Below are 22,838 nucleotides of genomic sequence, written 5' to 3'. Positions count from 1 at the left end.
CAATCTTTAAGCATCCATGAAGGCAGGAGTCGGTAATGAGCTATCAGCACCAGTATGTCGACGGTACGCGTATTCATTTCCCGTTGGGGAAAGTGGTGTGCATCGGCCGTAACTACGCCGAACACGCCAAGGAACTGGATAATCCGGTACCGACCGAGCCACTGCTGTTCATCAAGCCGGGCAGTTGTGTTGTGCCGCTGGAAGGCGGTTTCAGCATTCCGACCGAGCGCGGTTCGGTGCATTACGAAGCGGAAATCGCGGTCTTGATCGGCAAGCCGTTGTCGACCAGGCCGAGCCGCGAAGAAGTGCTCGACGCCATCTCCGGTTTCGCCCCGGCCCTGGACTTGACCCTGCGCGACAAGCAGGCCGAGCTGAAATCCAAGGGTTTGCCCTGGGAAATCGCCAAGTCCTTCGACGGCGCGGCAGTGATTGCTCCGTTTGTGTCCGGTAGCGCGTTCGCCGACCTGACCGACATCGGTATCCGCCTGACCATCAACGGTGAAGTACGCCAGGACGGTAACAGCAGTGCAATGCTCAACCCGATCGTGCCGATGATCCAGCACATGGCCGGTTGCTTCTCGCTGCAGGCCGGCGATGTGATTCTGACTGGCACACCAGTGGGCGTCGGTCCGCTGAATGTCGGTGATGAGATCGTTCTGGAACTGCCGGGCGTAAGCCGCTTCACCAGCAGCGTCCGCTAGTCCAGACACTGCCAAACCCTGTGGGAGCGAGCTTGCTCGCGATGAGGCAGTGTCATTCAACATCTTCGCTGACTGACACTGCCTCATCGCGAGCAAGCGCGCTCCCACAGTTGTTTCTGGTGGTCTTAAGTTTTGTACGCATCCAGATAGATCCTGTCATTTCCCGTTTTTTTCACATCCGGTCTGGATAATTTCAGGGCTGTTGGCCTCTGAGCCGGCCCCAAATTGTGCTATTACCCCTAGCCTGAATTTCTGGAACGCATCCCTGATGGCCACTTCTCCGCTTTCCACGCTTGAACCTGCCCGCCGCTCACGCTTCGCCCTGCGTTGGCAAATCTGGCTACTGCTGGTGGTCGTTGTCGCCTACGGCGTTGCGTTTGCCATGCACTGGGATGCGCGGGGCGTGCTCTGGGTGAAAGAGCAATTCAAGAGCCCAGCCGAGCGTCAGGCCAGTATCTGGCTTCCCGACTATCGGGCGGTGATCGATGCCAAGCCGTTGCCGGGCATGGAGAAGGACGAAGCATCGGACCTGGCCTACGACCCCCAGACCAAAACCCTGTTTTCGGTCATGGGCAAGAACCCCTTCCTGGTCGAATTGACCCTGCAGGGCGATGTGCTGCGCAAAATGCCGTTGGTCGGCTGGAGCAACCCTGAAGGCATCACCGTGCTGGGCGACGGTCGACTGGCTATTGTCGATGAGCGCGACCACCTGATCGCCATCGTCAAGGTCAATGCCGACACTCGCGAGCTGAACATCACTGATTTCCCGACATACGACCTCGGTCCTTCCAAAGACCAGAACAAGGCTTTCGAGGCTGTCACCTGGGATTCGCGCAATCAGCAGCTGCTGCTGGGCGAAGAGCGCCCGCCGGCATTGTTTGCCTGGAAAGGTGACAGCAAAGTCCTTACTGGCGACAAGCTGAAGCTGGCCAGTCATGCGCTGGACATGCGTAACCTGTCGGCATTGGCGATCGACCCGCGCACTGGCCACATGCTGGTGCTGTCCGCCGACTCGCACCTGTTGCTGGAGCTGGACAATAAGGGTGAGCAGGTCAGTTTCATTACTTTGCTGCGTGGCTTCAACGGCCTGAAAAATACCATTCCCCGTGCCGAAGGCGTGACCATGGATGAAGCGGGTACTCTGTATATGGTGAGTGAGCCGAACCTGTTCTATCGCTTCGAAAAACAGAGGTAACCAGCGCTTGCGCTGATTGCCTGTACGTAAAAGGCCAGCGGCCATTAAGCTGCAGTTCAGGCAGGCGTGATATTTCATCCGCCTGTATTGACCCTGAGCCCACCCGAATGCGTCGAATTGCCCGCCTCAAATCCCTGATTCTGATCCTGTCGGCGGTCTCGCTGATCGCGTTGATCGGAATCGCCCAGCACATGCGCCTCTTGGAGCGCGCCTGGTTCAATCTGCATACGCTGTGGCAGCCGGTGAGTTCCCGGTCCATGGGCCTGGATCAATATCAGGTCGTGACCGAAGCGCAGGTGATCGATGGCCAGGTTGACAACGTTTCAGCATTGACCTACGACCCGGTGCGCAAAAGCCTGTTTACCGTTACCAACAAGCGAAGCGAGTTGATCGAGTTGTCCCTCGACGGCAGGATCTTGCGCCGTGTGGCACTGGTCGGTTTCGGCGATCCCGAGTCGGTTGAATTCATCAGCGCCGACACCTATGTAGTCGCCGATGAAAGTCAGCAACGGCTGATCAAGATTCATCTGCAGCAGGACACCGCCTTCATCGATGCGGCAGACGCCGAGCAGATGACCGTTGGCGTACACATGGGCAACAACAAGGGCTTCGAGGGCTTGGCTTACGATTCGGTGGGCAAGCGCCTGTTCGTCGCCAAGGAGCGCGACCCGATGCTGATCTACGAGGTGTACGGTTTTCCGCGATTCAATCCTGAAGATTCCTGGTCGGTGCACGTGGTCAACGACCCCAAGCGTGATGCCGGGATGTTTGTGCGGGACCTGTCGGGTTTGCAATACGACGAGCGCAGCGGGCATTTGCTGGCGCTATCGGATGAGTCGCGATTGATTCTGGAGCTGGATGTGGATGGGCGTCCGCTGAGCACAATGTCATTGAGCAAGTGGCAGCATGGCCTGCAGAAAAACGTACCGCAAGCGGAGGGGGTTGCCATGGATGACGACGGTACGCTGTACCTCGTCAGTGAGCCGAACCTGTTTTACGTTTTCAAGAAACCAGCACAGCCCTGACCGACACCAAAAAGCAAATGTGGGAGCGAGCTTGCTCGCGATAGCGGTGTATCAGTCGAGATTGATTTCAACTGACAGTCCGCTATCGCGAGCAAGCTCGCTCCCACAGGTCATTTATCTGCCCGAAAAATGTGGGCAGTGTGGCTTACTGCGCGCGCAGGGTTTTTACACCTTCGCTGGTACCCAGCAGCAGCAGATCCGCCGGGCGCGCCGCGAACAAACCATTGGTGACCACGCCGACGATCTGATTGATCTGCGTCTCCAGCTCCACCGGATTGGTGATCTGCATGTTGAACACGTCGAGGATGATGTTGCCGTTGTCGGTCAGTACGCCTTCGCGGTAAACCGGGTCGCCGCCGAGCTTCACCAGCTCGCGGGCCACGTGGCTGCGGGCCATCGGGATCACTTCCACCGGCAGTGGGAATGTACCGAGGACCGGCACCAGTTTGCTGGCGTCGGCGATGCAGATGAAGGTCTTGGCCACGGCCGCGACAATCTTCTCGCGGGTCAGGGCGGCGCCACCGCCCTTGATCAGGTTCAGGTGCTCGTCGCTTTCATCGGCGCCGTCGACGTAGAACTCCAGGTCGCTGACGGTGTTCAGTTCGTACACCGGAATCCCGTGGCCCTTGAGGCGCGCGGCGGTGGCTTCGGAACTGGCGACGGCGCCGTCGAACGCACCTTTGTGCTGGGCCAGGGCATCGATGAAGCAGTTGGCGGTGGAGCCGGTGCCGACCCCGACGATGCTCTTGTCGTCGAGTTTCGGAAGGATGAAGTCGACGGCGGCCTGAGCCACTGCCTGTTTGAGTTGATCCTGGTTCATGCGGGCTCCGGGGTGCCGAGGAGGGAACGAAAGGCCGGCATTATAGGCCCCGCGGTGGTGCAGGGGGAAACACCTGTGGCGAGGGGGCTTGCCCCCGTTGGAGTGCGAAGCGCTCCCCTGCATCTGTTCAGACAGATCGCATGCACAGGTTTTACGACTGCTGCGCAGCCGAACGGGGCGGTGCGGCGATCCGACAAGCCCCCTCGCCACAATGGAACTCCACACCCTAAACCACCGGTTTAGTGTGGTCGTGTGGCTGAAAGCCGGGTTAGACTCCGTGGTCCCGCCCAACCCGCTCAGTGATGCTTTCCGATGCTTGAACAGTACGTCAAAAAGATCCTCACCTCGCGCGTTTATGACGTTGCCGTAGAAACCCCGCTGCAGTCTGCCCGCCAGCTCTCCGAGCGGCTGGGTAACAGCATTTGGCTCAAGCGCGAAGACTTGCAGCCGGTGTTCTCGTTCAAGATTCGCGGCGCCTACAACAAGTTGACCCAGTTGAGCGAAGAAGAACGCGCTCGCGGCGTGGTCACCGCGTCGGCCGGCAACCATGCCCAAGGCCTGGCCCTGGCGGCGAAGGTGTTGGGCGTGAAAGCGACCATCGTCATGCCCAAGACCACCCCGGAGATCAAGGTCGAAGGCGTGCGCTCCCGTGGCGGCAAGGTGGTGCTGCACGGCGATTCGTTCCCGGAAGCCCTGGCGTACTCGCTGAAACTGGTCGACGAAAAAGGCTATGTCTACATTCACCCTTACGACGATCCCCACACCATTGCCGGGCAGGGCACCGTGGCGATGGAAATTCTGCGCCAGCACCCGCAGCCGCTGGACGCGATTTTCGTCCCGGTGGGCGGCGGCGGCCTGATTGCCGGCATCGCGGCGTACGTGAAGTATCTGCGCCCGGACATCAAGGTCATCGGCGTCGAACCGGATGACTCCAATTGCCTGCAAGCCGCCATGGCAGCGGGCGAGCGTGTGGTATTGCCGACCGTGGGCCTTTTCGCCGACGGTGTTGCTGTGGCCCAGATCGGTCAGCACACCTTTGACATCTGCAAAGACCATGTCGATGAAGTGATCACCGTCAGCACCGACGAAATCTGTGCCGCCATCAAGGATATCTACGACGATACCCGCTCGATCACCGAACCTGCCGGCGCCTTGGGTGTGGCCGGAATCAAGAAGTATGTCGAGCAGCGCGGCGTCAGCGGCCAGACCTTCGTGGCCATCGACTCAGGGGCCAACGTCAACTTCGATCGCCTGCGCCACGTTGCCGAGCGTGCGGAGCTGGGCGAGGGCCGCGAAGCCATCATCGCCGTGACCATTCCCGAAAAGCCGGGCAGCTTCAAGGCGTTCTGCGAGGCCATCGGCAAGCGCCAGATCACCGAATTCAACTACCGCTACAACACCGGCAGCGAAGCGCACATCTTTGTCGGTGTGCAGACGCACCCGGAAAGCGACCCGCGCAGCGCGTTGCTCGCCAGTCTGAGCGAGCAGGGCTTCCCGGTGCTGGACCTGACCGACAACGAACTGGCCAAGCTGCACATCCGCCACATGGTCGGTGGGCGTGCGGCGCATGTGGTCGATGAAGTGATTCTGCGCTTCGAATTCCCGGAGCGTCCGGGCGCGCTGTTCAACTTCCTCAACAAGCTCGGCGGGCGCTGGAACATCTCGATGTTCCACTACCGCAACCATGGTGCAGCGGATGGCCGGGTCGTCGCGGGCCTGCAAGTGCCCCACGACGAGCGTCACCTGGTGCCGGCGGCGCTGGAAGCCATCGGTTACCCGTACTGGGACGAAAGCGACAACCCGGCCTATCAGCTGTTTCTTGGCTGAACGGCTACGCTGACGGGCAGGTTATAAGGAAATCTGACAATGGAAACGTTAACTGCCCTGAAAATGGCGCACATGGTGGCAACGGTTGTACTGCTGGCTGGTGCGCTGGGTCTGGGCGTCTGGGTTTTGCTTGCGCGGCGCAAGGGTGATGCGACGGCGGGAAGCCGCACCCTGCAACGGCCACGGGTATTTGTCTGGCTGTTGATGGGGTTGGCGCTGCTGAGCATGCCGTTTACCGGCTGGTGGATGGTGCATCTGGTGGGCTGGCCATTGGGGCAGACCTGGTTGCTGGCATCCAGTGTGCTGTACACCGTGGCGGCGCTGGCTTGGTTCTGGTTGCTGGTGCGGCTCAATAAACTGCGCAAGACGCCGGGTGGCGTGGGGAAATTCACCTTTGCCTTGGCGCTGCTCAGTTTTGTCTGTCTTGTGGCCATTGCCGGTTTGATGGGCGCCAAGCCTGTTTAAGGCTTGAAACCGAGTCGACCCGATCGCGAGCAGGCTCACTCCTACAAGGGAACGCATTCCAATGTAGGAGTGAGCCTGCTCGCGATAGCAATTTTAGTCGCGCAACGAAATCACCGGCCAACCCCGCTTCTCGGCCTCGGCCCGCAGATTCGGATCAGGATCGACCGCCACCGGATGGGTCACCTGCTCCAGCAGCGGAAAATCATTCATCGAGTCGCTGTAGAAGTAGCTGTCTTCCAGCGTATACCCGGTTTCCTTCAGCCAGCGATTCAAGCGCGTCACCTTGCCTTCGCGAAAGCACGGCACATCGGTGCTGCGCCCGGTGTAGCGGCCGTCGACCATTTCGCATTCGGTGGCGATCAGGGTTTCGACGCCCAGGCGCACGGCAATCGGCCCGGTGACGAAGCGGTTGGTCGCCGTGATGATCACCAGTTTGTCGCCGGCGGCGCGGTGTTTGGCCAAAAGGTCGATGGCCTTGGGCAGCACGATCGGTTCGATGCAGTCACGCATGTAATCGCTGTGCCACTGATCCAGCGTGGCCATTTCGGTGCGGCCGAGGACTTCCAGGCAGAAGTTCAGGTAAGCGGCATTATCGAGTTTGCCGGCCAGGTAATCCTGGTAGAACGCATCGTTGCGAGCCTTGTAGGCGACGGCGTCGAGAAAGCCGCGCTCACACAGGTAATCGCCCCAAGCGTGATCGCTGTCACCGCCCAGAAGGGTGTTGTCCAAATCGAATAAAGCCAGGCGCATCGCAGTTACCCGCTGAAAAGTCAGTAAAAAAGGCGACAAGAATACGGTCTTTTCACAAGAGTGCACATAAGGTAGGAACCTTCGTTGCCGCCTTCACAACCTTTGTGGAACAATGCGGCGACATGCGTTTGCGAGGTTGTTGCCGTGATCGACCCCGATGGTTTTCGCCCCAATGTCGGGATCATTCTGACGAATGACGCCGGCCAGGTGCTATGGGCTCGCCGAATCAATCAAGATGCCTGGCAATTTCCGCAGGGGGGAATCAACCCCGAAGAGACGCCGGAAGACGCCTTGTACCGCGAGCTGAACGAAGAAGTTGGCCTTGAGCGCGAAGATGTTGAAATTCTTGCCTGCACCCGGGGCTGGTTGCGCTATCGTTTGCCGCAACGTCTGGTGCGTACCCACAGCCAACCGCTGTGTATCGGCCAGAAGCAGAAATGGTTTCTCCTGCGCCTGATCTCCAACGAACAGCGGGTGCGGATGGATTTGACCGGTAAACCGGAGTTCGATGGCTGGCGCTGGGTCAGCTATTGGTATCCGTTAGGCCAGGTGGTGACATTCAAGCGCGAGGTGTATCGACGCGCTCTCAAAGAGCTTGCCCCGCGCCTTTTAGCGCGCGACTGACGACGGAGTTCGACCCCGAGCCATGCTCAATACGCTGCGCAAGATCGTCCAGGAAGTTAACTCCGCCAAGGATCTCAAGGCGGCGTTGGGGATTATTGTGTTGCGCGTCAAAGAGGCCATGGGCAGCCAGGTCTGCTCGGTCTACCTGCTTGACCCCGAGACCAACCGCTTCGTGCTGATGGCCACCGAGGGCTTGAACAAGCGCTCGATCGGTAAAGTCAGCATGGCACCCAACGAAGGTCTGGTTGGCCTGGTCGGTACGCGCGAAGAACCCCTGAACCTCGAAAACGCTGCGGATCACCCGCGCTACCGCTACTTCGCCGAGACCGGTGAAGAGCGCTTCGCCTCATTCCTCGGGGCACCTATCATTCACCACCGCCGCGTTGTCGGCGTGTTGGTCATCCAGCAAAAAGAACGTCGCCAGTTCGATGAAGGTGAAGAAGCCTTCCTCGTGACCATGAGTGCGCAGCTCGCCGGTGTTATCGCCCACGCCGAGGCCACCGGTTCGATCCGCGGCCTGGGCCGTCAGGGTAAAGGCATTCAGGAGGCCAAGTTCATCGGCGTTCCGGGTTCGCCGGGTGCGGCAGTCGGTACGGCGGTGGTCATGCTGCCGCCCGCCGATCTGGACGTGGTGCCGGACAAGAACATCATCGACATCGACGCCGAACTCGGTTTGTTCAAGACCGCCATCGAAGGCGTGCGCGCCGACATGCGCACCTTGTCTGCCAAACTCGCCACGCAGCTGCGCCCGGAAGAGCGGGCCTTGTTCGACGTCTACCTGATGATGCTCGACGATGCCGCGCTGGGCAGCGAAGTCACCACTGTGATCAAGACCGGGCAGTGGGCCCAGGGCGCTTTGCGCCAGGTGGTCACCGATCACGTCAACCGTTTCGAATTGATGGACGACGCCTACCTGCGCGAGCGGGCCTCGGACGTCAAGGACCTTGGTCGGCGATTGCTGGCTTACTTGCAGGAAGAGCGTCAGCAAACGCTGGTCTACCCCGACAACACCATTCTGGTCAGCGAAGAACTGACGCCGGCGATGCTCGGCGAGGTGCCGGAAGGCAAGCTGGTCGGCCTGGTGTCGGTACTCGGTTCCGGCAACTCCCACGTTGCCATCCTGGCCCGCGCCATGGGCATTCCGACCGTGATGGGCCTGGTCGACTTGCCGTACTCCAAGGTCGATGGCATCCAGATGATCGTCGATGGCTTCCACGGCGAGGTCTACACCAACCCGAGTGAAGTGCTGCGCAAGCAGTTCGCCGAGGTGGTCGAGGAAGAGAAACAACTGGCCCTCGGGCTGGATGCGCTGCGCGATCTGCCGTGCGTGACGGTCGATGGCCACCGCATGCCGCTGTGGGTCAACACCGGCCTGCTGGCGGACGTGGCGCGCGCGCAAAAACGCGGTGCCGAAGGCGTGGGCCTGTACCGCACCGAAGTGCCGTTCATGATCAACCAGCGTTTCCCGAGCGAAAAGGAACAACTGGCGATCTACCGCGAGCAGCTCGCCGCGTTTCATCCGCAACCGGTGACCATGCGCACCCTGGACATCGGTGGCGATAAGTCACTGTCATACTTCCCGATCAAGGAAGACAACCCGTTCCTCGGCTGGCGCGGCATTCGCGTCACCCTCGACCACCCGGAAATCTTCCTGGTGCAGACCCGCGCCATGCTCAAGGCCAGCGAAGGCCTGAACAACCTGCGCATCCTGCTGCCGATGATCTCCGGCACTCACGAGCTGGAAGAGGCCTTGCACCTGATCCACCGTGCCTGGGGCGAAGTTCGCGACGAGGGCTGCGACGTGCCGATGCCGCCGGTTGGCGTGATGATCGAGATTCCGGCCGCTGTTTATCAGACCAAGGAACTGGCGCGGCAAGTGGACTTCCTGTCAGTCGGTTCCAATGACCTGACCCAGTACCTGCTGGCCGTGGACCGCAACAACCCGCGGGTGGCCGATCTTTACGACTACCTGCACCCGGCTGTATTGCAAGCCTTGCAGAACGTCGTGCGCGACGCCCATGCCGAAGGCAAACCGGTGAGCATCTGCGGTGAAATGGCCGGTGATCCGGCGGCGGCCGTGCTATTGATGGCGATGGGGTTCGACAGCCTGTCGATGAACGCCACCAACTTGCCAAAAGTGAAGTGGATGCTGCGCCAGATCAACCTGAGCAAGGCCAAGGAATTACTGGCCGAGCTGATGACCATCGACAACCCGCAAGTGATTCACAGCTCGTTGCAGCTGTCGCTGAAGAACCTCGGGCTGGCGCGGATGATCAATCCGGCGGCGATCAAGCCTCTCTGAAACGCTGACGGCCCCATCGCGAGCAAGCTCGCTCCCACACTGGATCTGTGAACGACGCAAATCCCTTGTGGGAGCGAGCTTGCTCGCGATGAGGCCAGCTCAAGCAACACAAAACTAAAGCCTGATCTCCACTTCCCCAAGATGCCCGCCAAACGGTCCGAAACTCCTTTCGACCATATGCAACGTCCCATCCGCCTGCACAATCAACGCCGTACTCGCCCGCGTTCCATAACTCTGACTGGCAATGAACACACTCGACAGCAACGTCTCGGTGGCCAGTCCCACCCCGGTATCCGGCAACTCGGCAAGCGGCGCGGTCTGCGCATCGCTCAATAACGCCAATAGCGCCTGAGGCTGTGGATCATCCAGCACCTCGCTCAACGCCGCCTTGGCCTTGAGCAACTTCGGCCACGGCGTATCCAGCCCCGCATTGGATATTCCGTAGATCCCCGGGGCCAACATCACCGCTGCCGGTTCCCGGGCGTTGAAGTGCCAGAGTTCATTGGTATTGCCGACCAACAGGTTAAAGCCACCATATTCCAGAGAACGGTCGACAACGTCGGCTAAATAGTCGTCAATTGACATTTCCCCGGTGAGAAATTGCGCCACCAGTTCCCCTCGAGACTTGTGCCCCGGCGGTCGATGGGGATCGCGGATGTTGGTCAGCGCCGCAAATCGTCCGTTGGCACCGATCCCGAGCCAGGTGCCACCGGCCTCGAGGTCGCGCCCCGCATGTACGTGCGGCGCTTCGGGCCATGGCGCCAGAGGCAGGCTGGGGCGGGCGTAGAACTCATCGCGATTGGCCGCCACGACCAGCGGCTGGGCATGACCCGGGCGCCAGGCAAAAACAATCAGGCACATAAGGCTGTCCTTGTGTGTTTTTTGCTCACTCTACGCAGACATCGCTCATCGATCCATCGCCTTACACAGTGGAGATCGAGGCCATGCATCCGTTACCATGCCGCTCCGGTTTTAGGGATGCGGGCGAGACGACCATGGAAATTCTGCTCTATCTGGCGCTCGGCGCCTGTGCAGGTGTACTCGCCGGGCTGTTTGGCGTGGGCGGCGGGATCATCATTGTCCCGGTGCTGGTGTTCAGCTTCAAGGCCCAAGGGTTCGATCCGTCGATCCTCACGCACCTGGCAGTGGGTACCTCCCTGGCGACGATCATCTTTACCTCGGTCAACGCGGTACGTGAGCATCACCGCCGTGGCGCCGTGCGTTGGCCGATCTTCATGTGGATGACCGTCGGCATTCTGGTCGGTGCCGGATTCGGCGCGCTGACGGCGGAAGCGATTTCCGGCCCTAACCTGCAGAAACTCATCGGTGTATTTGCCTTGGTGATCGCCGCTCAACTGGCGCTGGAGGTCAAACCCAAGGCCAGCCGAACCGTGCCAGGCAAACTCGGTCTGACCGTGGCCGGCAGCGTGATTGGCTGGGCTTCGGCGATTTTCGGCATCGGTGGAGGTTCGCTGACCGTGCCATTCCTGACCTGGCGCAGCGTGCCGATGCAGCAAGCCGTGGCTACTTCGTCGGCCTGCGGTCTGCCGATTGCCCTGGCCAGTGCATTAAGTTTCATGATTCTGGGCTGGCACGATCCGTTGCTCCCGGCCCATAGTCTCGGTTTCATTTATTTGCCGGCGTTGCTGGGCATTGCCCTGACCAGCATGGTGTTCGCCCGCTTGGGCGCACGATTGGCCCACAGGTTGTCGCCGAGGTTGCTGAAAAGGCTGTTTGCCGCTTTGCTGTTCTGCGTCGGTCTGAACTTTCTAGTCTGAAGCATCTGCTCTGACCGGCAGCGCAATCCTGGCTTAATCCTGAGGTGGCAGCGTCGCCCGGGAATTTTTAAGATTTGAACTCTAACGAGGAGTCGCAATGCTGCCTTACCCGCAGATCGACCCGGTGGCCCTGGCCATCGGTCCGCTGAAAATCCACTGGTACGGTCTGATGTACCTGATCGGCATCGGCGGCGCCTGGCTGCTGGCGTCCCGTCGCTTGAACCGCTTCGACCCGACCTGGACCCGGGAGAAACTCTCCGACATGGTGTTCTGGATGTCGATGGGGGTGATCGTTGGCGGGCGACTGGGTTACGTGCTGTTCTACGATCTGAGCGCTTATCTGGCCAACCCGACGCTGATTTTCGAAGTGTGGAAGGGCGGCATGTCATTCCACGGCGGTTTCATCGGCGTGATGCTGGCGGCGTTGTGGTTCGGTAAAAAGAACAACAAGTCGTTCTTCCAACTGATGGATTTCGTTGCGCCGATGGTGCCGATTGGCCTGGGTGCCGGGCGTATCGGCAACTTCATCAATGCCGAGCTGTGGGGCAAGGCGACTGACGTGCCTTGGGCGATGATCTTCCCGACCGATCCGGCGCAACTGGCGCGTCACCCGTCGCAGCTGTACCAGTTCGCGCTGGAAGGCGTGGCACTGTTCGCCATCCTCTGGTTGTTCTCGCGCAAGCCGCGGCCGACCATGGCGGTCTCGGGGATGTTCGCGCTGTTCTATGGCATCTTCCGTTTCATCGTCGAGTTCGTCCGCGTACCGGACGCGCAACTGGGCTACCTGGCCTGGAACTGGCTGACCATGGGCCAGGTGCTGTGCGTGCCGATGATCGTCGGTGGGCTGCTCTTGATCTGGCTGGCGTATCACCGCGCTCCGTCGGCTCCAGCGGCAGCTGTATAAAATTCGAATCCCGGGGCTTCGGTCCCGGGTTCAAGGACACAGGTAACTCATGAAGCAATATCTCGAACTGGTCGCCCACGTCATCAAGAACGGCACCAAGCAGGCCAACCGCACTGGCGTGAACACCATCAGTTTTCCCGGTGCGATGCTGCGTTATGACCTGCAGGAAGGCTTTCCGGCGATCACCACACGCAAGATGGCCTTTAAGTCGGCCATCGGCGAAATGTGCGGATTCCTGCGTGGCGTGAACAACGCTGCCGAGTTCCGTGCCCTGGGCTGCAAGGTCTGGGACCAGAACGCCAACGAAAACGCCCAGTGGCTGGCCAACCCGTTCCGCCAGGGCGAAGACGACCTTGGCGAAATCTACGGCGTGCAATGGCGCAAGTGGCCGGCGTACAAGCAGATTCCAGTCAGCAACCCGGCCGCCATCGAGCAGACCCTGAGCCAAGGTTATCGTCAGATCGCCGAAGGCGAAGAGGATGGCCAGGCTTATGTGGTGCTGTACAAGGCGATCGACCAGATCCGCCAGTGCGTAGACACCATCATCAAGGACCCGGGCAGCCGCCGTATCCTGTTCCACGGCTGGAACTGCGCCCAGCTCGATGAAATGGCCCTGCCACCGTGCCACCTGCTGTACCAGTTCCACCCGAATGTCGAAACCAGGGAGATTTCCCTGACCCTCTACATCCGCTCCAACGACCTGGGCCTGGGCACGCCGTTCAATCTCACCGAAGGCGCCGCGCTGCTGAGCCTGATCGGTCGCCTGACCGGATACACGCCGCGCTGGTTCACCTATTTCATCGGTGATGCCCACGTCTACGAAAACCACCTGGACATGCTCAACGAACAGCTCAAGCGCGAGCCGTTCCCGATGCCGAAACTGGTGATTTCCGAGCGTGTGCCGGCGTTTGCCAAGACGGGTGTGTATCAGCCGGAGTGGCTGGAGCTGGTGGAGCCGGGCGATTTCTCGCTGGAAGGCTACGAGCACCACGCACCGATGACCGCGCCGATGGCGGTCTGAAAAACCACCACCGACCCTGTGGGAGCGAGCTTGCTCGCGATAGCGGTGTATCAGACGACATCCATGTTGGCTGAACAGACGCCATCGCGAGCAAGCTCGCTCCCACAGGGTTTTGTGGTGTTCTTAGTGGCCGTGACTACGGCCGACATGGGAATGCTCCACCTCCGTCGTCACAACCCCGCCATTCACTTCCAGCCGCTGCAAAATCCCGCATTGATCGATATCCGGCCCCTCGTCGCAGCGTTGGCGCAGGTCGAGCAGTTGTGTCTGCAAGGCCAGCAAGCCGTCGATCCGCGCCCTGACGTGATGGATGTGCTCGTCGATCAGCGCGTTGACGCTTTCGCACTGGTCCTGCGGACTGTCGCGAAAGGCCAGCAGACTGCGGATTTCCTCAAGCGTCATGTCGAGGGTGCGACAGTTACGGATGAAGGTCAGGCGCTCGGCGTGGGCCTGGGTGTAGAGGCGATAATTGCCATCACTGCGAGCCGGTTCCGGCAGAAGGCTCTCGCGCTCGTAGTAGCGGATCGTTTCCACGGCGCAGTCCGTGAGTTTCGCCAATTCTCCAATTTTCATGACGCCAATCTCCAAAACTCCAGAAAGGGTGCTTGACCCTATAGTGGCTACAGGGTCTTTACTTGGCAACAGGCACTCTTATGGACGCAACCAATGAGCGATTCCCTGCATTCCCACAAACCCGGGCCTGAACACGGGCACAACCACAAGCTCAAGCCCGTGCAAAAACATGACCACGGCGGTCATGGCGATTCCTGCTGTTCATCCAGGGCGACGGCGCCCGCGTTGATAAGACTGAGCGAATCGTCGACGCCCGGGGCCCGACTGAGCAGTTTTCGCATCGAGGCGATGGACTGTCCAACCGAACAGACGCTTATTCAGAACAAGCTAAACAAACTGACCGGTGTGCAGCAGTTGGAGTTCAATCTGATTAATCGGGTGCTCGGCGTGACCCACGATTTGCCTGGTATCGAGCCGATCGTCGAGGCCATCAAGTCCTTGGGCATGCAGGCCGAGCCGCTGGATCAGAGTGCTGAAACCCCGACGCCGACACCCCGGAAAAAGCCATGGTGGCCCTTGGCGCTGTCCGGTGTCGGTGCATTGCTGGCAGAAGTTATCCACTTCACCGGTTTCGCGCCGAACTGGGTGGTGGCGATCATCGCACTGGTCTCGATCCTCAGCGGTGGCCTCGGTACTTACAAAAAAGGCTGGATCGCCGTTAAAAACCGCAACCTGAACATCAATGCGCTGATGAGCATTGCCGTGACCGGCGCGGTGCTGATCGGCCAGTGGCCGGAAGCGGCAATGGTGATGTTCCTGTTCACCGTGGCCGAGTTGATCGAAGCCAGGTCCCTCGACCGCGCACGCAATGCCATCGGTGGCCTGATGCAGATGACCCCGGACACTGCGACGGTGTTGCAGGCTGACGGCAGCTGGCTTGAGCAGGATGTCAAAAACATCGGGCTCGGCGCGCGGGTGCGGGTCCGCCCCGGTGAGCGCATCGGCCTGGACGGCGAAGTGCTGTCCGGTCGCTCGACCATCGATCAGGCGCCAATCACTGGTGAAAGCATGCCGGTGGAGAAAACCGTCGGCGACAAGGTATTCGCCGGCACCATCAATCAGGCCGGATCCCTGGAATATGAAGTAACCGCTGCGGCCGACAACTCGACCCTGGCCCGCATCATCCACGCGGTCGAACAAGCGCAGGGCGCGCGGGCGCCGACCCAGCGTTTCGTCGACAGCTTCTCGAAAGTCTACACTCCGGCGGTGTTCGTCCTGGCCCTGGCGGTGGCAGTGATTCCGCCACTGTTCATGGGCGCGTTGTGGTTCGACTGGATTTATCGGGCGCTGGTGCTGCTGGTGGTGGCCTGCCCCTGTGCGCTGGTAATTTCCACGCCGGTGACCATCGTCAGTGGCCTCGCGGCGGCGGCGCGCAAAGGCATCCTGGTCAAGGGTGGCGTCTATCTGGAGGGCGGTTACAAACTCGACTACCTGGCCCTGGACAAGACCGGCACCATCACCCACGGCAAACCGGTGCAGACCGATTACCTGTCGCTGGATCCGACCGCCGACGATTCGGCGCCGACCATTGCCTCCGCGCTGGCCAGGCGCTCGGATCATCCGGTTTCCCAGGCCATTGCCAAAGCGGCTGTGGATAACCAAGCCGCGACGCTGGTTGTGGATAACTTCGAAGCGCTGGGTGGGCGCGGTGTGCGCGGCGAAATCAACGGCCAGCTCTACCATTTGGGCAACCATCGACTGGTGGAGGATCTGGGGCTGTGCTCGCCGGCGCTGGAAGAGAAACTGTTCGCCCTGGAAAAACAGGGCAAGTCAGTGGTGCTGCTGCTTGATCAGTCCGGGCCATTGGCGCTGTTCGCCGTCGCCGATACGGTAAAAGCGTCCAGCCGCGAAGCCATCCGGCAACTGCATGACCTGGGCATCAAAACCCTGATGCTCACGGGCGATAACGTCCACACCGCGCAAGCCATTGCCGCGCAAGTCGGCATCGACGAGGCCAGGGGCGACCTGTTGCCGGGTGACAAATTGCAGGCCATCGATGCCCTTTATGCCCAAGGACATCGGGTCGGTATGGTCGGCGATGGCATCAATGACGCTCCGGCACTGGCGCGTTCCGAGATCGGTTTCGCCATGGCTGCCGCAGGCACCGATACCGCGATCGAAACCGCCGATGTCGCCCTGATGGACGACGATCTTCGCAAAGTCCCGGCATTCATTCGGCTGTCGCGCCAGACATCGAGCATCCTCAAGCAGAACATCGCCCTGGCTTTGGTCATCAAGGCGATCTTTCTTGGGGTAACCTTCGCCGGGCTCGCTACCATGTGGATGGCCGTGTTCGCCGACATGGGCGTGAGTTTGCTGGTGGTGTTCAACGGTTTGCGCCTGCTGCGCAAGTAAAGGATGAGGGACGGTTGTGCTGAGTGCCGAGCTGAAGGCGTTTTACATGGTGGCCCGCCTGGGCAGCATTACCCAGGCTGCAAAAAAGCTCGGCCTGAGCCAGCCGACGGTGACGACGCAGATCCGCAACCTCGAAAGTCAGTATTGCGTCGAGCTGTTCTACCGTGGTGGCCGGCGTCTCAGTGTCAGCGAGGAGGGCGCGCGGCTGCTACCGATGGTCAAGGTGCTGACGCAACAGGCGGCCGACATCGAGTTTTTCCTGCGTAACTGCGGCCAGGTCCAGGGCTCATTGCGCATTGCCGCCACGGCACCGTATTACATCCTCGACCTGGTAAAAACATTCCGCGAACGTTTGCCGCAAGTGGAGGTGTCGGTGGAAATCGGCAACTCCCAACAGGTGCTTGAAGCGCTGGAGGATTATCGGGTCGATGTCGCGGCGTCGTCGCAGTTGCTCGATGACGCGCGGCTGATTCGCCGGGTGCTCGGCAGCGATCCGCTGGTGCTGGCGGTGCATCGCAATCATCCGCTGGCGGTTCACGATCACGTTTCGCTCAGTGCATTGGCCGGGCATACCCTGCTGATGCGCGAACCGGGTTCGACCACCCGTCGCCTGACCGAAGAATTGCTGGCCAGCGCCGGCGTGTGTTTCGGCCCGTTGCTGGAGATTGGCAGCCGCGAATCGATCCGCGAAGCGGTACTGCGCAATATCGGTATCAGCATCATTGCCCGCCAGGAAGTGCCCCATGATCCGCAGCTGCGGGTGCTGACCATCGAGAATGCGCCGCAGATTCCCGAGTATCTGTACTGCCTCAAGGAGCGTAAAGGCGCGCGGCTACCGGCGGCGTTTCTCGGGTTGGCGCAGGAAATGGCGCCGGCCTAAAGGTCTTTATCGGCTGTCCCGGCCTCATCGCGAGCAGGCTCGCTCCTACAGTTGACCGCATTCTCCTGTAGGAGCGAGCCTGCTCGCGATGGCGGTAGATCAGTCAGCACAGGAATACCCCAAAACCCTGAATACCACTATCGGCAGTTTTTGCCTTACTGCCACATGACGGACTCATTACAACCCTAGGATGGCCCTATCTGCCAGATGAGGTCCGTCCATGAGCAACCCGATCGCAACTGCCCTGACCAACCCCGGTGCACCGATGAAAGTGCGCGGCGTACAGAAGCGTTTTGGCGCCTTCACGGCGCTGGATAACGTTTCCCTCGACGTGGCGGCCGGTGAGCTGGTGTGTCTGCTCGGCCCTTCGGGCTGTGGCAAAACCACCTTGCTGCGCTGCATCGCCGGTCTGGAAAAACAGGACAGCGGCGAGTTGTACCTGGGTGATCGCAACGTTTCCCACCTGGCACCCCAGGCGCGGGACTACGGCATTCTGTTCCAGTCCTACGCGTTGTTTCCCAATCTCACCGTCGAAGCGAACATTGCCTACGGCCTCGCCGGCAATGGCCGCGACCAGATTCGCCAACGTGTCGGTCAGATGCTGGAATTGGTTGGCCTGACCGGCAGCGAGAAGAAATACCCGGGCCAGTTGTCTGGCGGTCAGCAGCAACGTGTGGCACTGGCCCGCGCCCTGGCGCCTGCGCCTTCGTTGTTGTTGCTGGACGAACCGATGTCGGCCCTCGATGCCCGGGTGCGCGAGCATCTGTGCACCGAACTGCGCCAGCTGCAACGCAACCTCGGCATCACCACCCTGATGGTCACCCACAATCAGGACGAGGCCATGCTGATGGCCGACCGTATCGCCGTGATGAACAACGGCAAGGTCGAGCAGTACGCCACACCGCTGGAAATCTACAATCGCCCGGCCACGCCATTCGTGGCGGAGTTCGTCGGCCAAGGTAACTGGTTGCCGTTCCAGCGCAGCAGCGACAGCCACGCTCAGGTCGGTGCAATGAGCATGCGACTGGCCGATGGCGGCGCCAAGGCCGCGTCGGGCCGTTTGTTCTGCCGTCCGGAAGCGATCAACGTCAACCCGCTGGTGCATGAGGAAAACCTGTTCCCGGCCAAGGTTCGTGAAATCACCTTCCTCGGCAACCGCTGCCGCATGAGCTTCGAGCTCGATCAATTGCCGGGCCACGCGCTGTTGGCGGAGCTGGCGCCGGAAGCCATGCCGCGCCTTGGCGCCCAGCAGATCATGGTCGCCTTGCCGCCGCGCAGCCTGCAGGTGTTTGCCTGATGAGCGCGAACATCGCGCTGCCACACAAGCAGCTGTGGCAGGCCGCCCGTGCCGAAATCGGTGACCGGTTGTTCGTGGTCGGTGGAAAGGTCCTCTTGCTGGTGTTGCTCGGTGTTGCCGTATTGATGCCGTTGCTGGCGATCTTCTGGCGTGGTTTCAGCGCCGAGGCCGGGCAGGGCGGTGGCTGGGTCGCCGCGAAAGAGCTGGTGACCAGTGAGAACTTCCACTGGCTCCTGGGCAATAGCCTGAAAGTTTCCCTCAGCGTCGCAGCCATCGTCGTACCGCTGGCCTACCTGTTTGCCTGCGCCCTGCAACGCACCTTGATTCCGGCCAAAGGCATCTGGCGTGGCATTTCGCTGCTGCCATTGATGGCACCATCGATGTTGCCCGGCATTGCGCTGGTTTATCTGTTCGGCAACCAGGGCCTGCTGCGCGGCCTGCTCTCGGACAACATCTACGGCTTCTGGGGCATTGTGCTCGGCGAAGTCATCTACACCTTCCCCCACGCCTTGATGATTCTGCTGTCGGCCCTGTCCCTGGCGGATGCGCGGCTGTTCGATGCCGCCTCCAGCATGGGCGCGAGTCCCGCCAAAGCGTTCCGCAGCATCACCTGGCCGGCGACCCGTCAGGCTGTGTTCGCTGCATTTTGCCTGGTGTTCACCCTGACCATCACCGATTTCGGTGTGCCTGTGGTGGTCGGTGGCGACTATCAAGTGCTGGCGCTGGAGGCCTATAAAGCCGTGGTCGGCCAGCAACAGTTCGGTCGCGGTGCGTTGATCGGTATGGTGTTGCTGCTGCCGGCGCTGTTCAGTTTCGGCGTCGATGCCTGGCTGCGTCGGCGCCATGGCGACTTCATGAGCGGTCGTGCCCAAGTATTGAAACCTGCTCCATCGAAGCTGCGCGACGGCTGCTACCTGGCCATCGTCCTGCTGATCTGCACCGCATTGCTGCTGGTATTCGGCATGGCGGTGTTCTCGTCCCTGGTGAAGTTCTGGCCGTACAACCTGTCGCTGTCGCTCAACCATTACCAGTTCAATGAAACCACCGGCGGTGGCTGGCTGGCCTATGGCAACAGTCTGAAGATGGCCTTGGGCACCGCGTTGATCGGTTCCATGCTGATTTTCACTGGCGCCTACCTGATGGAAAAAACCAGGGACCAGCGCGGTCTTAACCTGACCTTGCGCATGCTCAGTTTCGTCCCGATGGCGGTGCCGGGCCTGGTGCTGGGGTTGGGTTACGTCTTCTTCTTCAACCTCACCGGCAACCCGCTGCATGTGCTCTACGGGACCATGACCCTGCTGATCGTCTGCACCATTGCGCACTATTTGACCACCGCACAAATGACCGCCACCACCGCGCTGCGTCAACTCGATGCCGAGTTCGAAGCCGCCGCGCTGTCGCTCAAGGCGCCGCTGTACCGCCACTACCTGCGAGTCACCATACCGATCTGCCTGCCGGCGTTGCTGGACATCGTGCGCTACCTGTTCGTCTCGGCCATGACCACCGTTTCGGCGGCGATCTTCCTCTACAGGCCCGACACCATCCTCGCGGCAGTGGCGGTGCTGAACATGGACGACGCCGGCAATGTCGGCGGCGCGGCGGCGATGTCGACCCTGATTCTGTTCACCTCGGCGGGCGTGTCCCTGCAGCTGGCCTGGGCCTCGCGCGGTTTGCTGCGCCGCTCCCAGGCCTGGCGGCAGACCGCGCCCGGTCATTGAATCTGCACAACCCCTCAACTCAAAAAACAGGAAAAGATCATGTTCAAGCCTATGGCCCTGGCCGCTGCTGTCCTCACCGCTTTCAGCCTGAACGCCTTCGCGGCGAAAACCGAGTTGACGGTGTACACCGCCCTCGAAGCCGAACAACTGAAGACCTACAAAGAAGCTTTCGAGAAGACCAACCCGGACGTCGAAATCAAATGGGTGCGTGATTCAACCGGCATCATCACCGCCAAACTGGTGGCCGAAAAAGAGCGCCCGCAGGCTGACGCCGTATGGGGTCTGGCCGCTTCCAGCCTGGCGATTCTCGATCAGCAAGGCATGCTGCAAAGCTACGCACCGAAAGACCTGGCCAAGATCGGCGCCAACTACCGCGACGCCGCCAACCCGCCAGCCTGGGTCGGCATGGATGTCTGGGCCGCGACTATTTGCTTCAACACCGTCGAAGCCGAGAAGCAGGGCCTGACCAAACCCGTGAGCTGGCAAGACCTGACCAAGCCTGAGTACAAAGGCAAGATCGTCATGCCGAACCCGGCATCGTCCGGCACCGGTTTCCTCGACGTCAGCGCCTGGCTGCAAACCTTCGGCGAGAAGCAGGGCTGGGCCTACATGGACGGCCTGCACCAGAACATCGGCCAGTACGTTCACTCCGGTTCCAAACCTTGCAAACTGGCGGCGGCTGGCGAATTCCCGATCGGTATTTCCTTCGAGTACCCGGCTGTTCAACTCAAGCGCCAGGGCGCACCGCTGGACATCATCCTGCCGAAGGAAGGCCTGGGCTGGGAGATCGAAGCGACTGCCGTGATCAAGGGCACTGCCCACGAAGAAGCGGCGAAGAAACTGGCTGACTTCTCCGCGAGCCCTGAGGCAATGGAGCTCTATAAAGAAAACTTTGCCGTACTCGCCCAGCCTGGCATCGCCAAGCCACAGACCGAACTGCCAGCCGACTACGAACAGCGCCTGATCAAGAACGACTTCGCCTGGGCTTCGAAGAACCGCGACGAAATCCTGACCGAATGGCGCAAGCGCTATGACGGCAAGTCCGAGAAAGTGGCGGCCAAGTAGGATCTCTATCGGCTGACAGGGCCTCATCGCGAGCAAGCTCGCTCCCACAGAGGATGTGCGTCCATCACAAATCCAATGTGGGAGCGAGCTTGCTCGCGATAGCGGTCCTGAGTTCAGGACAAAACCCCATGACACAACACAACGACATGCTGATCGTTGGCGCTGGCATTCTCGGCCTGTCCCACGCTTACGCCGCCGCCAAGCGCGGTCTGAAAGTCACCGTTTTCGAACGCAGCGAAACGCCCTTAGGTGCATCGGTACGCAACTTCGGTCAGGCACTGGTAACAGGCCAACCCCCGGGCCCGATGCTTGAGCTGGCCAAGGCCAGTCGCGGTATCTGGGGCGATTGGGCACAGCTCGCCGGCCTGCAACTCAAGCGCAGTGGCTCGTATTTGTTCGCCCGCACCGAAGCAGAAGAGCAACTGCTGGAAGCCTTCTGCGACGGCCGAGCGGTGGAGCACGGTTACAGCGTCGACCTGCTGCGCGGTGCTGCATTGTGCGATTTGTATGGCGGCCAGTTCCGCCATCATCGCGCGGCCTTGCACGGCATGGATGACCAGCAACTGTATTCCCGCGAAGCAATTCCGGCGCTGATCGACTTCCTGCGCCGCGACCTGGGCGTCAAGTTTCACTTCTCTACCCTGGTGCGCGATATCGAGCCGGGCCGCCTGCACAGCACCGCCGGCAGCTTCAGTGCCGAGCAGATCATCGTCTGTTCCGGCCACGATTATCAGACGTTGCTGGCCGAACAGATCGCCGAACTCGACCCGCAAATCTGCCACCTGCAAATGCTCCGCGCTCGACCGCAGATCAATCTGAACCTGCAACATGCATTGCTCACCGGATTGAGTTGCGTGCACTACGGCGCCTTCGCCGACTTGCCCGAGGCCGCCGCGGTGCAGGCAGACATTCTGCGGCACGCGCCGCACCTGCACGAAAACGGCATCCACCTGCTGATCAGCCCGACGCCCTATGGCGAGTTGATCATTGGCGATTCGCACCATTACGGAAGCGATCCGTCGCCCTTCAATGCCGAGCAGGTCGACGACTGGATGATCGAACTGGCCGAGCAGACTCTGGGCTGCAAGGTGCAAGTGGTCGAACGCTGGCAGGGTGTCTATGGTTCACGGGGGCCGGGACCGTTCTCGTTCCTGCGCCCGGCAGAAGGTCTGAGCGTGGCGTTGATGCACACTGGTGTCGGCATGAGCATCGGGCCGGCGATGGCCGAGCGAAACGTCGCCACGGTACTGGGGGAAATCTGATGGGGCGGCTGGTCGGATATCACGTTCAGGCCAAACGTTATCTGACGCTGAAAGCGCCCGGGTACTTCGAGCGCTGGAGCGAAGCCAGTCGTCGAACCCTGGAATATCAGGGCGGGGTGATGACGGAGGCCGAGGCTGAGGCGTTCGAGCAGGACCCGCTGTGTGCCGTGAGCTTGCGCATGCGCCAGTGGGATGAACTGGCGAAAGAGATGCATGTGCCGGTGATTGATCTGGCGGTGTTGAAGGACAAAGCGGTGCGGTTGTTGGCTGCATAAA

The 22,838-nt window shown here is 60.7% G+C and carries 20 protein-coding genes and 1 pseudogene; 17 read left to right on the top strand and 4 right to left on the bottom strand.

The genetic code is table 11. The features are described 5' to 3' along the window. The first annotated feature begins 35 nt into the window (after nt 1–35). From ACM6IK_RS18775 to ACM6IK_RS18765, 3 genes are all read left to right on the top strand, one after another. The gene (locus ACM6IK_RS18775; protein ID WP_223551223.1) at nt 36–701 is read left to right on the top strand and encodes a fumarylacetoacetate hydrolase family protein; all 666 of its coding nucleotides are present in this window, start codon (nt 36–38) and stop codon (nt 699–701) included. Nucleotides 702–969: 268 nt separating this feature from the next. After that, nucleotides 970–1,896 (top strand): SdiA-regulated domain-containing protein, encoded by a 927-nt coding sequence (locus ACM6IK_RS18770; protein WP_414875540.1) that lies wholly within the window; start codon nt 970–972, stop codon nt 1,894–1,896. A 107-nt stretch (nt 1,897–2,003) separates the two neighbouring features. After that, entirely contained in the window at nt 2,004–2,921 is a 918-nt protein-coding gene (locus ACM6IK_RS18765; RefSeq protein ID WP_414875539.1) for an SdiA-regulated domain-containing protein, read from the top strand. A 145-nt stretch (nt 2,922–3,066) separates the two neighbouring features. Here the strand turns inward: ACM6IK_RS18765 and rpiA are convergent, their stop codons facing one another. Further along, nucleotides 3,067–3,741, bottom strand: coding sequence for a ribose-5-phosphate isomerase RpiA (rpiA, locus tag ACM6IK_RS18760; protein WP_414875538.1), 675 nt, complete (start codon nt 3,739–3,741; stop codon nt 3,067–3,069). A 312-nt stretch (nt 3,742–4,053) separates the two neighbouring features. On the opposite strand from rpiA, the gene ilvA reads away from it, so the two are divergent. Together ilvA and ACM6IK_RS18750 are read left to right on the top strand one after the other, a co-directional pair. Continuing rightward, the gene (gene ilvA / locus ACM6IK_RS18755) at nt 4,054–5,568 is read left to right on the top strand and encodes a threonine ammonia-lyase, biosynthetic (RefSeq protein WP_414875537.1); all 1,515 of its coding nucleotides are present in this window, start codon (nt 4,054–4,056) and stop codon (nt 5,566–5,568) included. A 39-nt stretch (nt 5,569–5,607) separates the two neighbouring features. Continuing rightward, nucleotides 5,608–6,033, top strand: a complete 426-nt coding sequence (locus ACM6IK_RS18750; RefSeq protein ID WP_414875536.1) for a DUF2269 domain-containing protein — start codon at nt 5,608–5,610, stop codon at nt 6,031–6,033. Between the two features lie 93 nt (nt 6,034–6,126). On the opposite strand, the gene ACM6IK_RS18745 is transcribed toward ACM6IK_RS18750, so the two are convergent. After that, nucleotides 6,127–6,783, bottom strand: a complete 657-nt coding sequence (locus ACM6IK_RS18745; protein WP_414875535.1) for an HAD family hydrolase — start codon at nt 6,781–6,783, stop codon at nt 6,127–6,129. A gap of 144 nt (nt 6,784–6,927) precedes the next feature. Here ACM6IK_RS18745 and ACM6IK_RS18740 point away from each other — a divergent pair, with 144 nt between their 5' ends. Beyond that, nucleotides 6,928–7,407, top strand: a complete 480-nt coding sequence (locus ACM6IK_RS18740) for an RNA pyrophosphohydrolase (RefSeq protein WP_003229203.1) — start codon at nt 6,928–6,930, stop codon at nt 7,405–7,407. Between the two features lie 22 nt (nt 7,408–7,429). Beyond that, the gene (ptsP, locus tag ACM6IK_RS18735; protein WP_414875534.1) at nt 7,430–9,709 is read left to right on the top strand and encodes a phosphoenolpyruvate--protein phosphotransferase; all 2,280 of its coding nucleotides are present in this window, start codon (nt 7,430–7,432) and stop codon (nt 9,707–9,709) included. 114 nt (nt 9,710–9,823) lie between these two features. On the opposite strand, the gene ACM6IK_RS18730 is transcribed toward ptsP, so the two are convergent. Beyond that, nucleotides 9,824–10,570: an NRDE family protein gene (locus ACM6IK_RS18730; protein ID WP_414875533.1), complete on the bottom strand. Its 747-nt coding sequence runs from the start codon at nt 10,568–10,570 to the stop codon at nt 9,824–9,826. Nucleotides 10,571–10,704: 134 nt separating this feature from the next. Here ACM6IK_RS18730 and ACM6IK_RS18725 point away from each other — a divergent pair, with 134 nt between their 5' ends. The 3 genes from ACM6IK_RS18725 (at nt 10,705) to ACM6IK_RS18715 (ending at nt 13,412) form a co-directional block, all read left to right on the top strand. Continuing rightward, nucleotides 10,705–11,487: a sulfite exporter TauE/SafE family protein gene (locus ACM6IK_RS18725; protein ID WP_414875784.1), complete on the top strand. Its 783-nt coding sequence runs from the start codon at nt 10,705–10,707 to the stop codon at nt 11,485–11,487. A gap of 97 nt (nt 11,488–11,584) precedes the next feature. Then, nucleotides 11,585–12,391: a prolipoprotein diacylglyceryl transferase gene (gene lgt, locus ACM6IK_RS18720; protein WP_414875532.1), complete on the top strand. Its 807-nt coding sequence runs from the start codon at nt 11,585–11,587 to the stop codon at nt 12,389–12,391. 49 nt (nt 12,392–12,440) lie between these two features. Next, nucleotides 12,441–13,412 (top strand): thymidylate synthase, encoded by a 972-nt coding sequence (locus ACM6IK_RS18715; protein WP_414875531.1) that lies wholly within the window; start codon nt 12,441–12,443, stop codon nt 13,410–13,412. A 123-nt stretch (nt 13,413–13,535) separates the two neighbouring features. Here ACM6IK_RS18715 and cadR read toward each other — a convergent pair whose 3' ends face one another. Further along, the gene (gene cadR, locus ACM6IK_RS18710) at nt 13,536–13,985 is read right to left on the bottom strand and encodes a Cd(II)/Pb(II)-responsive transcriptional regulator (RefSeq protein ID WP_218431587.1); all 450 of its coding nucleotides are present in this window, start codon (nt 13,983–13,985) and stop codon (nt 13,536–13,538) included. Between the two features lie 93 nt (nt 13,986–14,078). Between cadR and ACM6IK_RS18705 the strand changes: the two genes are divergently transcribed. The 7 genes and pseudogenes from ACM6IK_RS18705 to ACM6IK_RS18675 all read left to right on the top strand — a co-directional run. After that, on the top strand, nt 14,079–16,340 hold the full coding sequence (locus ACM6IK_RS18705; RefSeq protein WP_414875530.1) for a heavy metal translocating P-type ATPase: 2,262 nt from the start codon (nt 14,079–14,081) through the stop codon (nt 16,338–16,340). Nucleotides 16,341–16,356: 16 nt separating this feature from the next. Further along, nucleotides 16,357–17,220: a LysR family transcriptional regulator gene (locus ACM6IK_RS18700; RefSeq protein ID WP_414875529.1), complete on the top strand. Its 864-nt coding sequence runs from the start codon at nt 16,357–16,359 to the stop codon at nt 17,218–17,220. 220 nt (nt 17,221–17,440) lie between these two features. Continuing rightward, nucleotides 17,441–18,517: a putative 2-aminoethylphosphonate ABC transporter ATP-binding protein gene (locus ACM6IK_RS18695; RefSeq protein ID WP_414875528.1), complete on the top strand. Its 1,077-nt coding sequence runs from the start codon at nt 17,441–17,443 to the stop codon at nt 18,515–18,517. Further along, a complete protein-coding gene (locus ACM6IK_RS18690; RefSeq protein ID WP_414875527.1) occupies nt 18,517–20,235 on the top strand; it encodes a putative 2-aminoethylphosphonate ABC transporter permease subunit in 1,719 nt (572 codons plus the stop codon). The genes ACM6IK_RS18695 and ACM6IK_RS18690 overlap by 1 nt, the downstream gene beginning before the upstream one ends. 39 nt (nt 20,236–20,274) lie before the next feature. Next, complete coding sequence (locus ACM6IK_RS18685) at nt 20,275–21,300, top strand: putative 2-aminoethylphosphonate ABC transporter substrate-binding protein (protein WP_414875526.1); 1,026 nt, start codon at nt 20,275–20,277, stop codon at nt 21,298–21,300. A gap of 128 nt (nt 21,301–21,428) precedes the next feature. Then, complete coding sequence (locus tag ACM6IK_RS18680) at nt 21,429–22,562, top strand: TIGR03364 family FAD-dependent oxidoreductase (RefSeq protein ID WP_414875525.1); 1,134 nt, start codon at nt 21,429–21,431, stop codon at nt 22,560–22,562. Beyond that, nucleotides 22,562–22,837 (top strand): annotated as a pseudogene (locus tag ACM6IK_RS18675) (phosphohydrolase); the annotation flags it as partial. The gene ACM6IK_RS18680 and the pseudogene ACM6IK_RS18675, both read left to right, overlap by 1 nt. Between the last annotated feature and the right edge of the window lies 1 nt (nt 22,838).

This window comes from Pseudomonas sp. IT-196MI5, assembly GCF_949767415.1.
Classification (GTDB): Bacteria; Pseudomonadota; Gammaproteobacteria; order Pseudomonadales; family Pseudomonadaceae; genus Aquipseudomonas.
Note: the sequence above shows the minus strand (reverse complement) of the source record. Positions and strands in the feature narration are given on the sequence as shown.

Excerpts from the sequence above, each read along its gene's own strand:
- ACM6IK_RS18715 (WP_414875531.1), top strand. The coding sequence starts at position 12,441 with ATGAAGCAATATCTCGAACTGGTCGCCCACGTCATCAAGAACGGCACC.
- ACM6IK_RS18770 (WP_414875540.1), top strand. The coding sequence starts at position 970 with ATGGCCACTTCTCCGCTTTCCACGCTTGAACCTGCCCGCCGCTCACGC.
- ACM6IK_RS18695 (WP_414875528.1), top strand. The coding sequence starts at position 17,441 with ATGAGCAACCCGATCGCAACTGCCCTGACCAACCCCGGTGCACCGATG.
- ACM6IK_RS18705 (WP_414875530.1), top strand. The coding sequence starts at position 14,079 with ATGAGCGATTCCCTGCATTCCCACAAACCCGGGCCTGAACACGGGCAC.
- lgt (WP_414875532.1), top strand. The coding sequence starts at position 11,585 with ATGCTGCCTTACCCGCAGATCGACCCGGTGGCCCTGGCCATCGGTCCG.
- ACM6IK_RS18680 (WP_414875525.1), top strand. The coding sequence starts at position 21,429 with ATGACACAACACAACGACATGCTGATCGTTGGCGCTGGCATTCTCGGC.
- ilvA (WP_414875537.1), top strand. The coding sequence starts at position 4,054 with ATGCTTGAACAGTACGTCAAAAAGATCCTCACCTCGCGCGTTTATGAC.
- ACM6IK_RS18765 (WP_414875539.1), top strand. The coding sequence starts at position 2,004 with ATGCGTCGAATTGCCCGCCTCAAATCCCTGATTCTGATCCTGTCGGCG.
- ACM6IK_RS18685 (WP_414875526.1), top strand. The coding sequence starts at position 20,275 with ATGTTCAAGCCTATGGCCCTGGCCGCTGCTGTCCTCACCGCTTTCAGC.
- ACM6IK_RS18690 (WP_414875527.1), top strand. The coding sequence starts at position 18,517 with ATGAGCGCGAACATCGCGCTGCCACACAAGCAGCTGTGGCAGGCCGCC.
- ACM6IK_RS18725 (WP_414875784.1), top strand. The coding sequence starts at position 10,705 with ATGGAAATTCTGCTCTATCTGGCGCTCGGCGCCTGTGCAGGTGTACTC.
- ACM6IK_RS18745 (WP_414875535.1), bottom strand. The coding sequence starts at position 6,783 with ATGCGCCTGGCTTTATTCGATTTGGACAACACCCTTCTGGGCGGTGAC.
- cadR (WP_218431587.1), bottom strand. The coding sequence starts at position 13,985 with ATGAAAATTGGAGAATTGGCGAAACTCACGGACTGCGCCGTGGAAACG.
- ACM6IK_RS18730 (WP_414875533.1), bottom strand. The coding sequence starts at position 10,570 with ATGTGCCTGATTGTTTTTGCCTGGCGCCCGGGTCATGCCCAGCCGCTG.
- rpiA (WP_414875538.1), bottom strand. The coding sequence starts at position 3,741 with ATGAACCAGGATCAACTCAAACAGGCAGTGGCTCAGGCCGCCGTCGAC.
- ACM6IK_RS18750 (WP_414875536.1), top strand. The coding sequence starts at position 5,608 with ATGGAAACGTTAACTGCCCTGAAAATGGCGCACATGGTGGCAACGGTT.
- ACM6IK_RS18775 (WP_223551223.1), top strand. The coding sequence starts at position 36 with ATGAGCTATCAGCACCAGTATGTCGACGGTACGCGTATTCATTTCCCG.
- ptsP (WP_414875534.1), top strand. The coding sequence starts at position 7,430 with ATGCTCAATACGCTGCGCAAGATCGTCCAGGAAGTTAACTCCGCCAAG.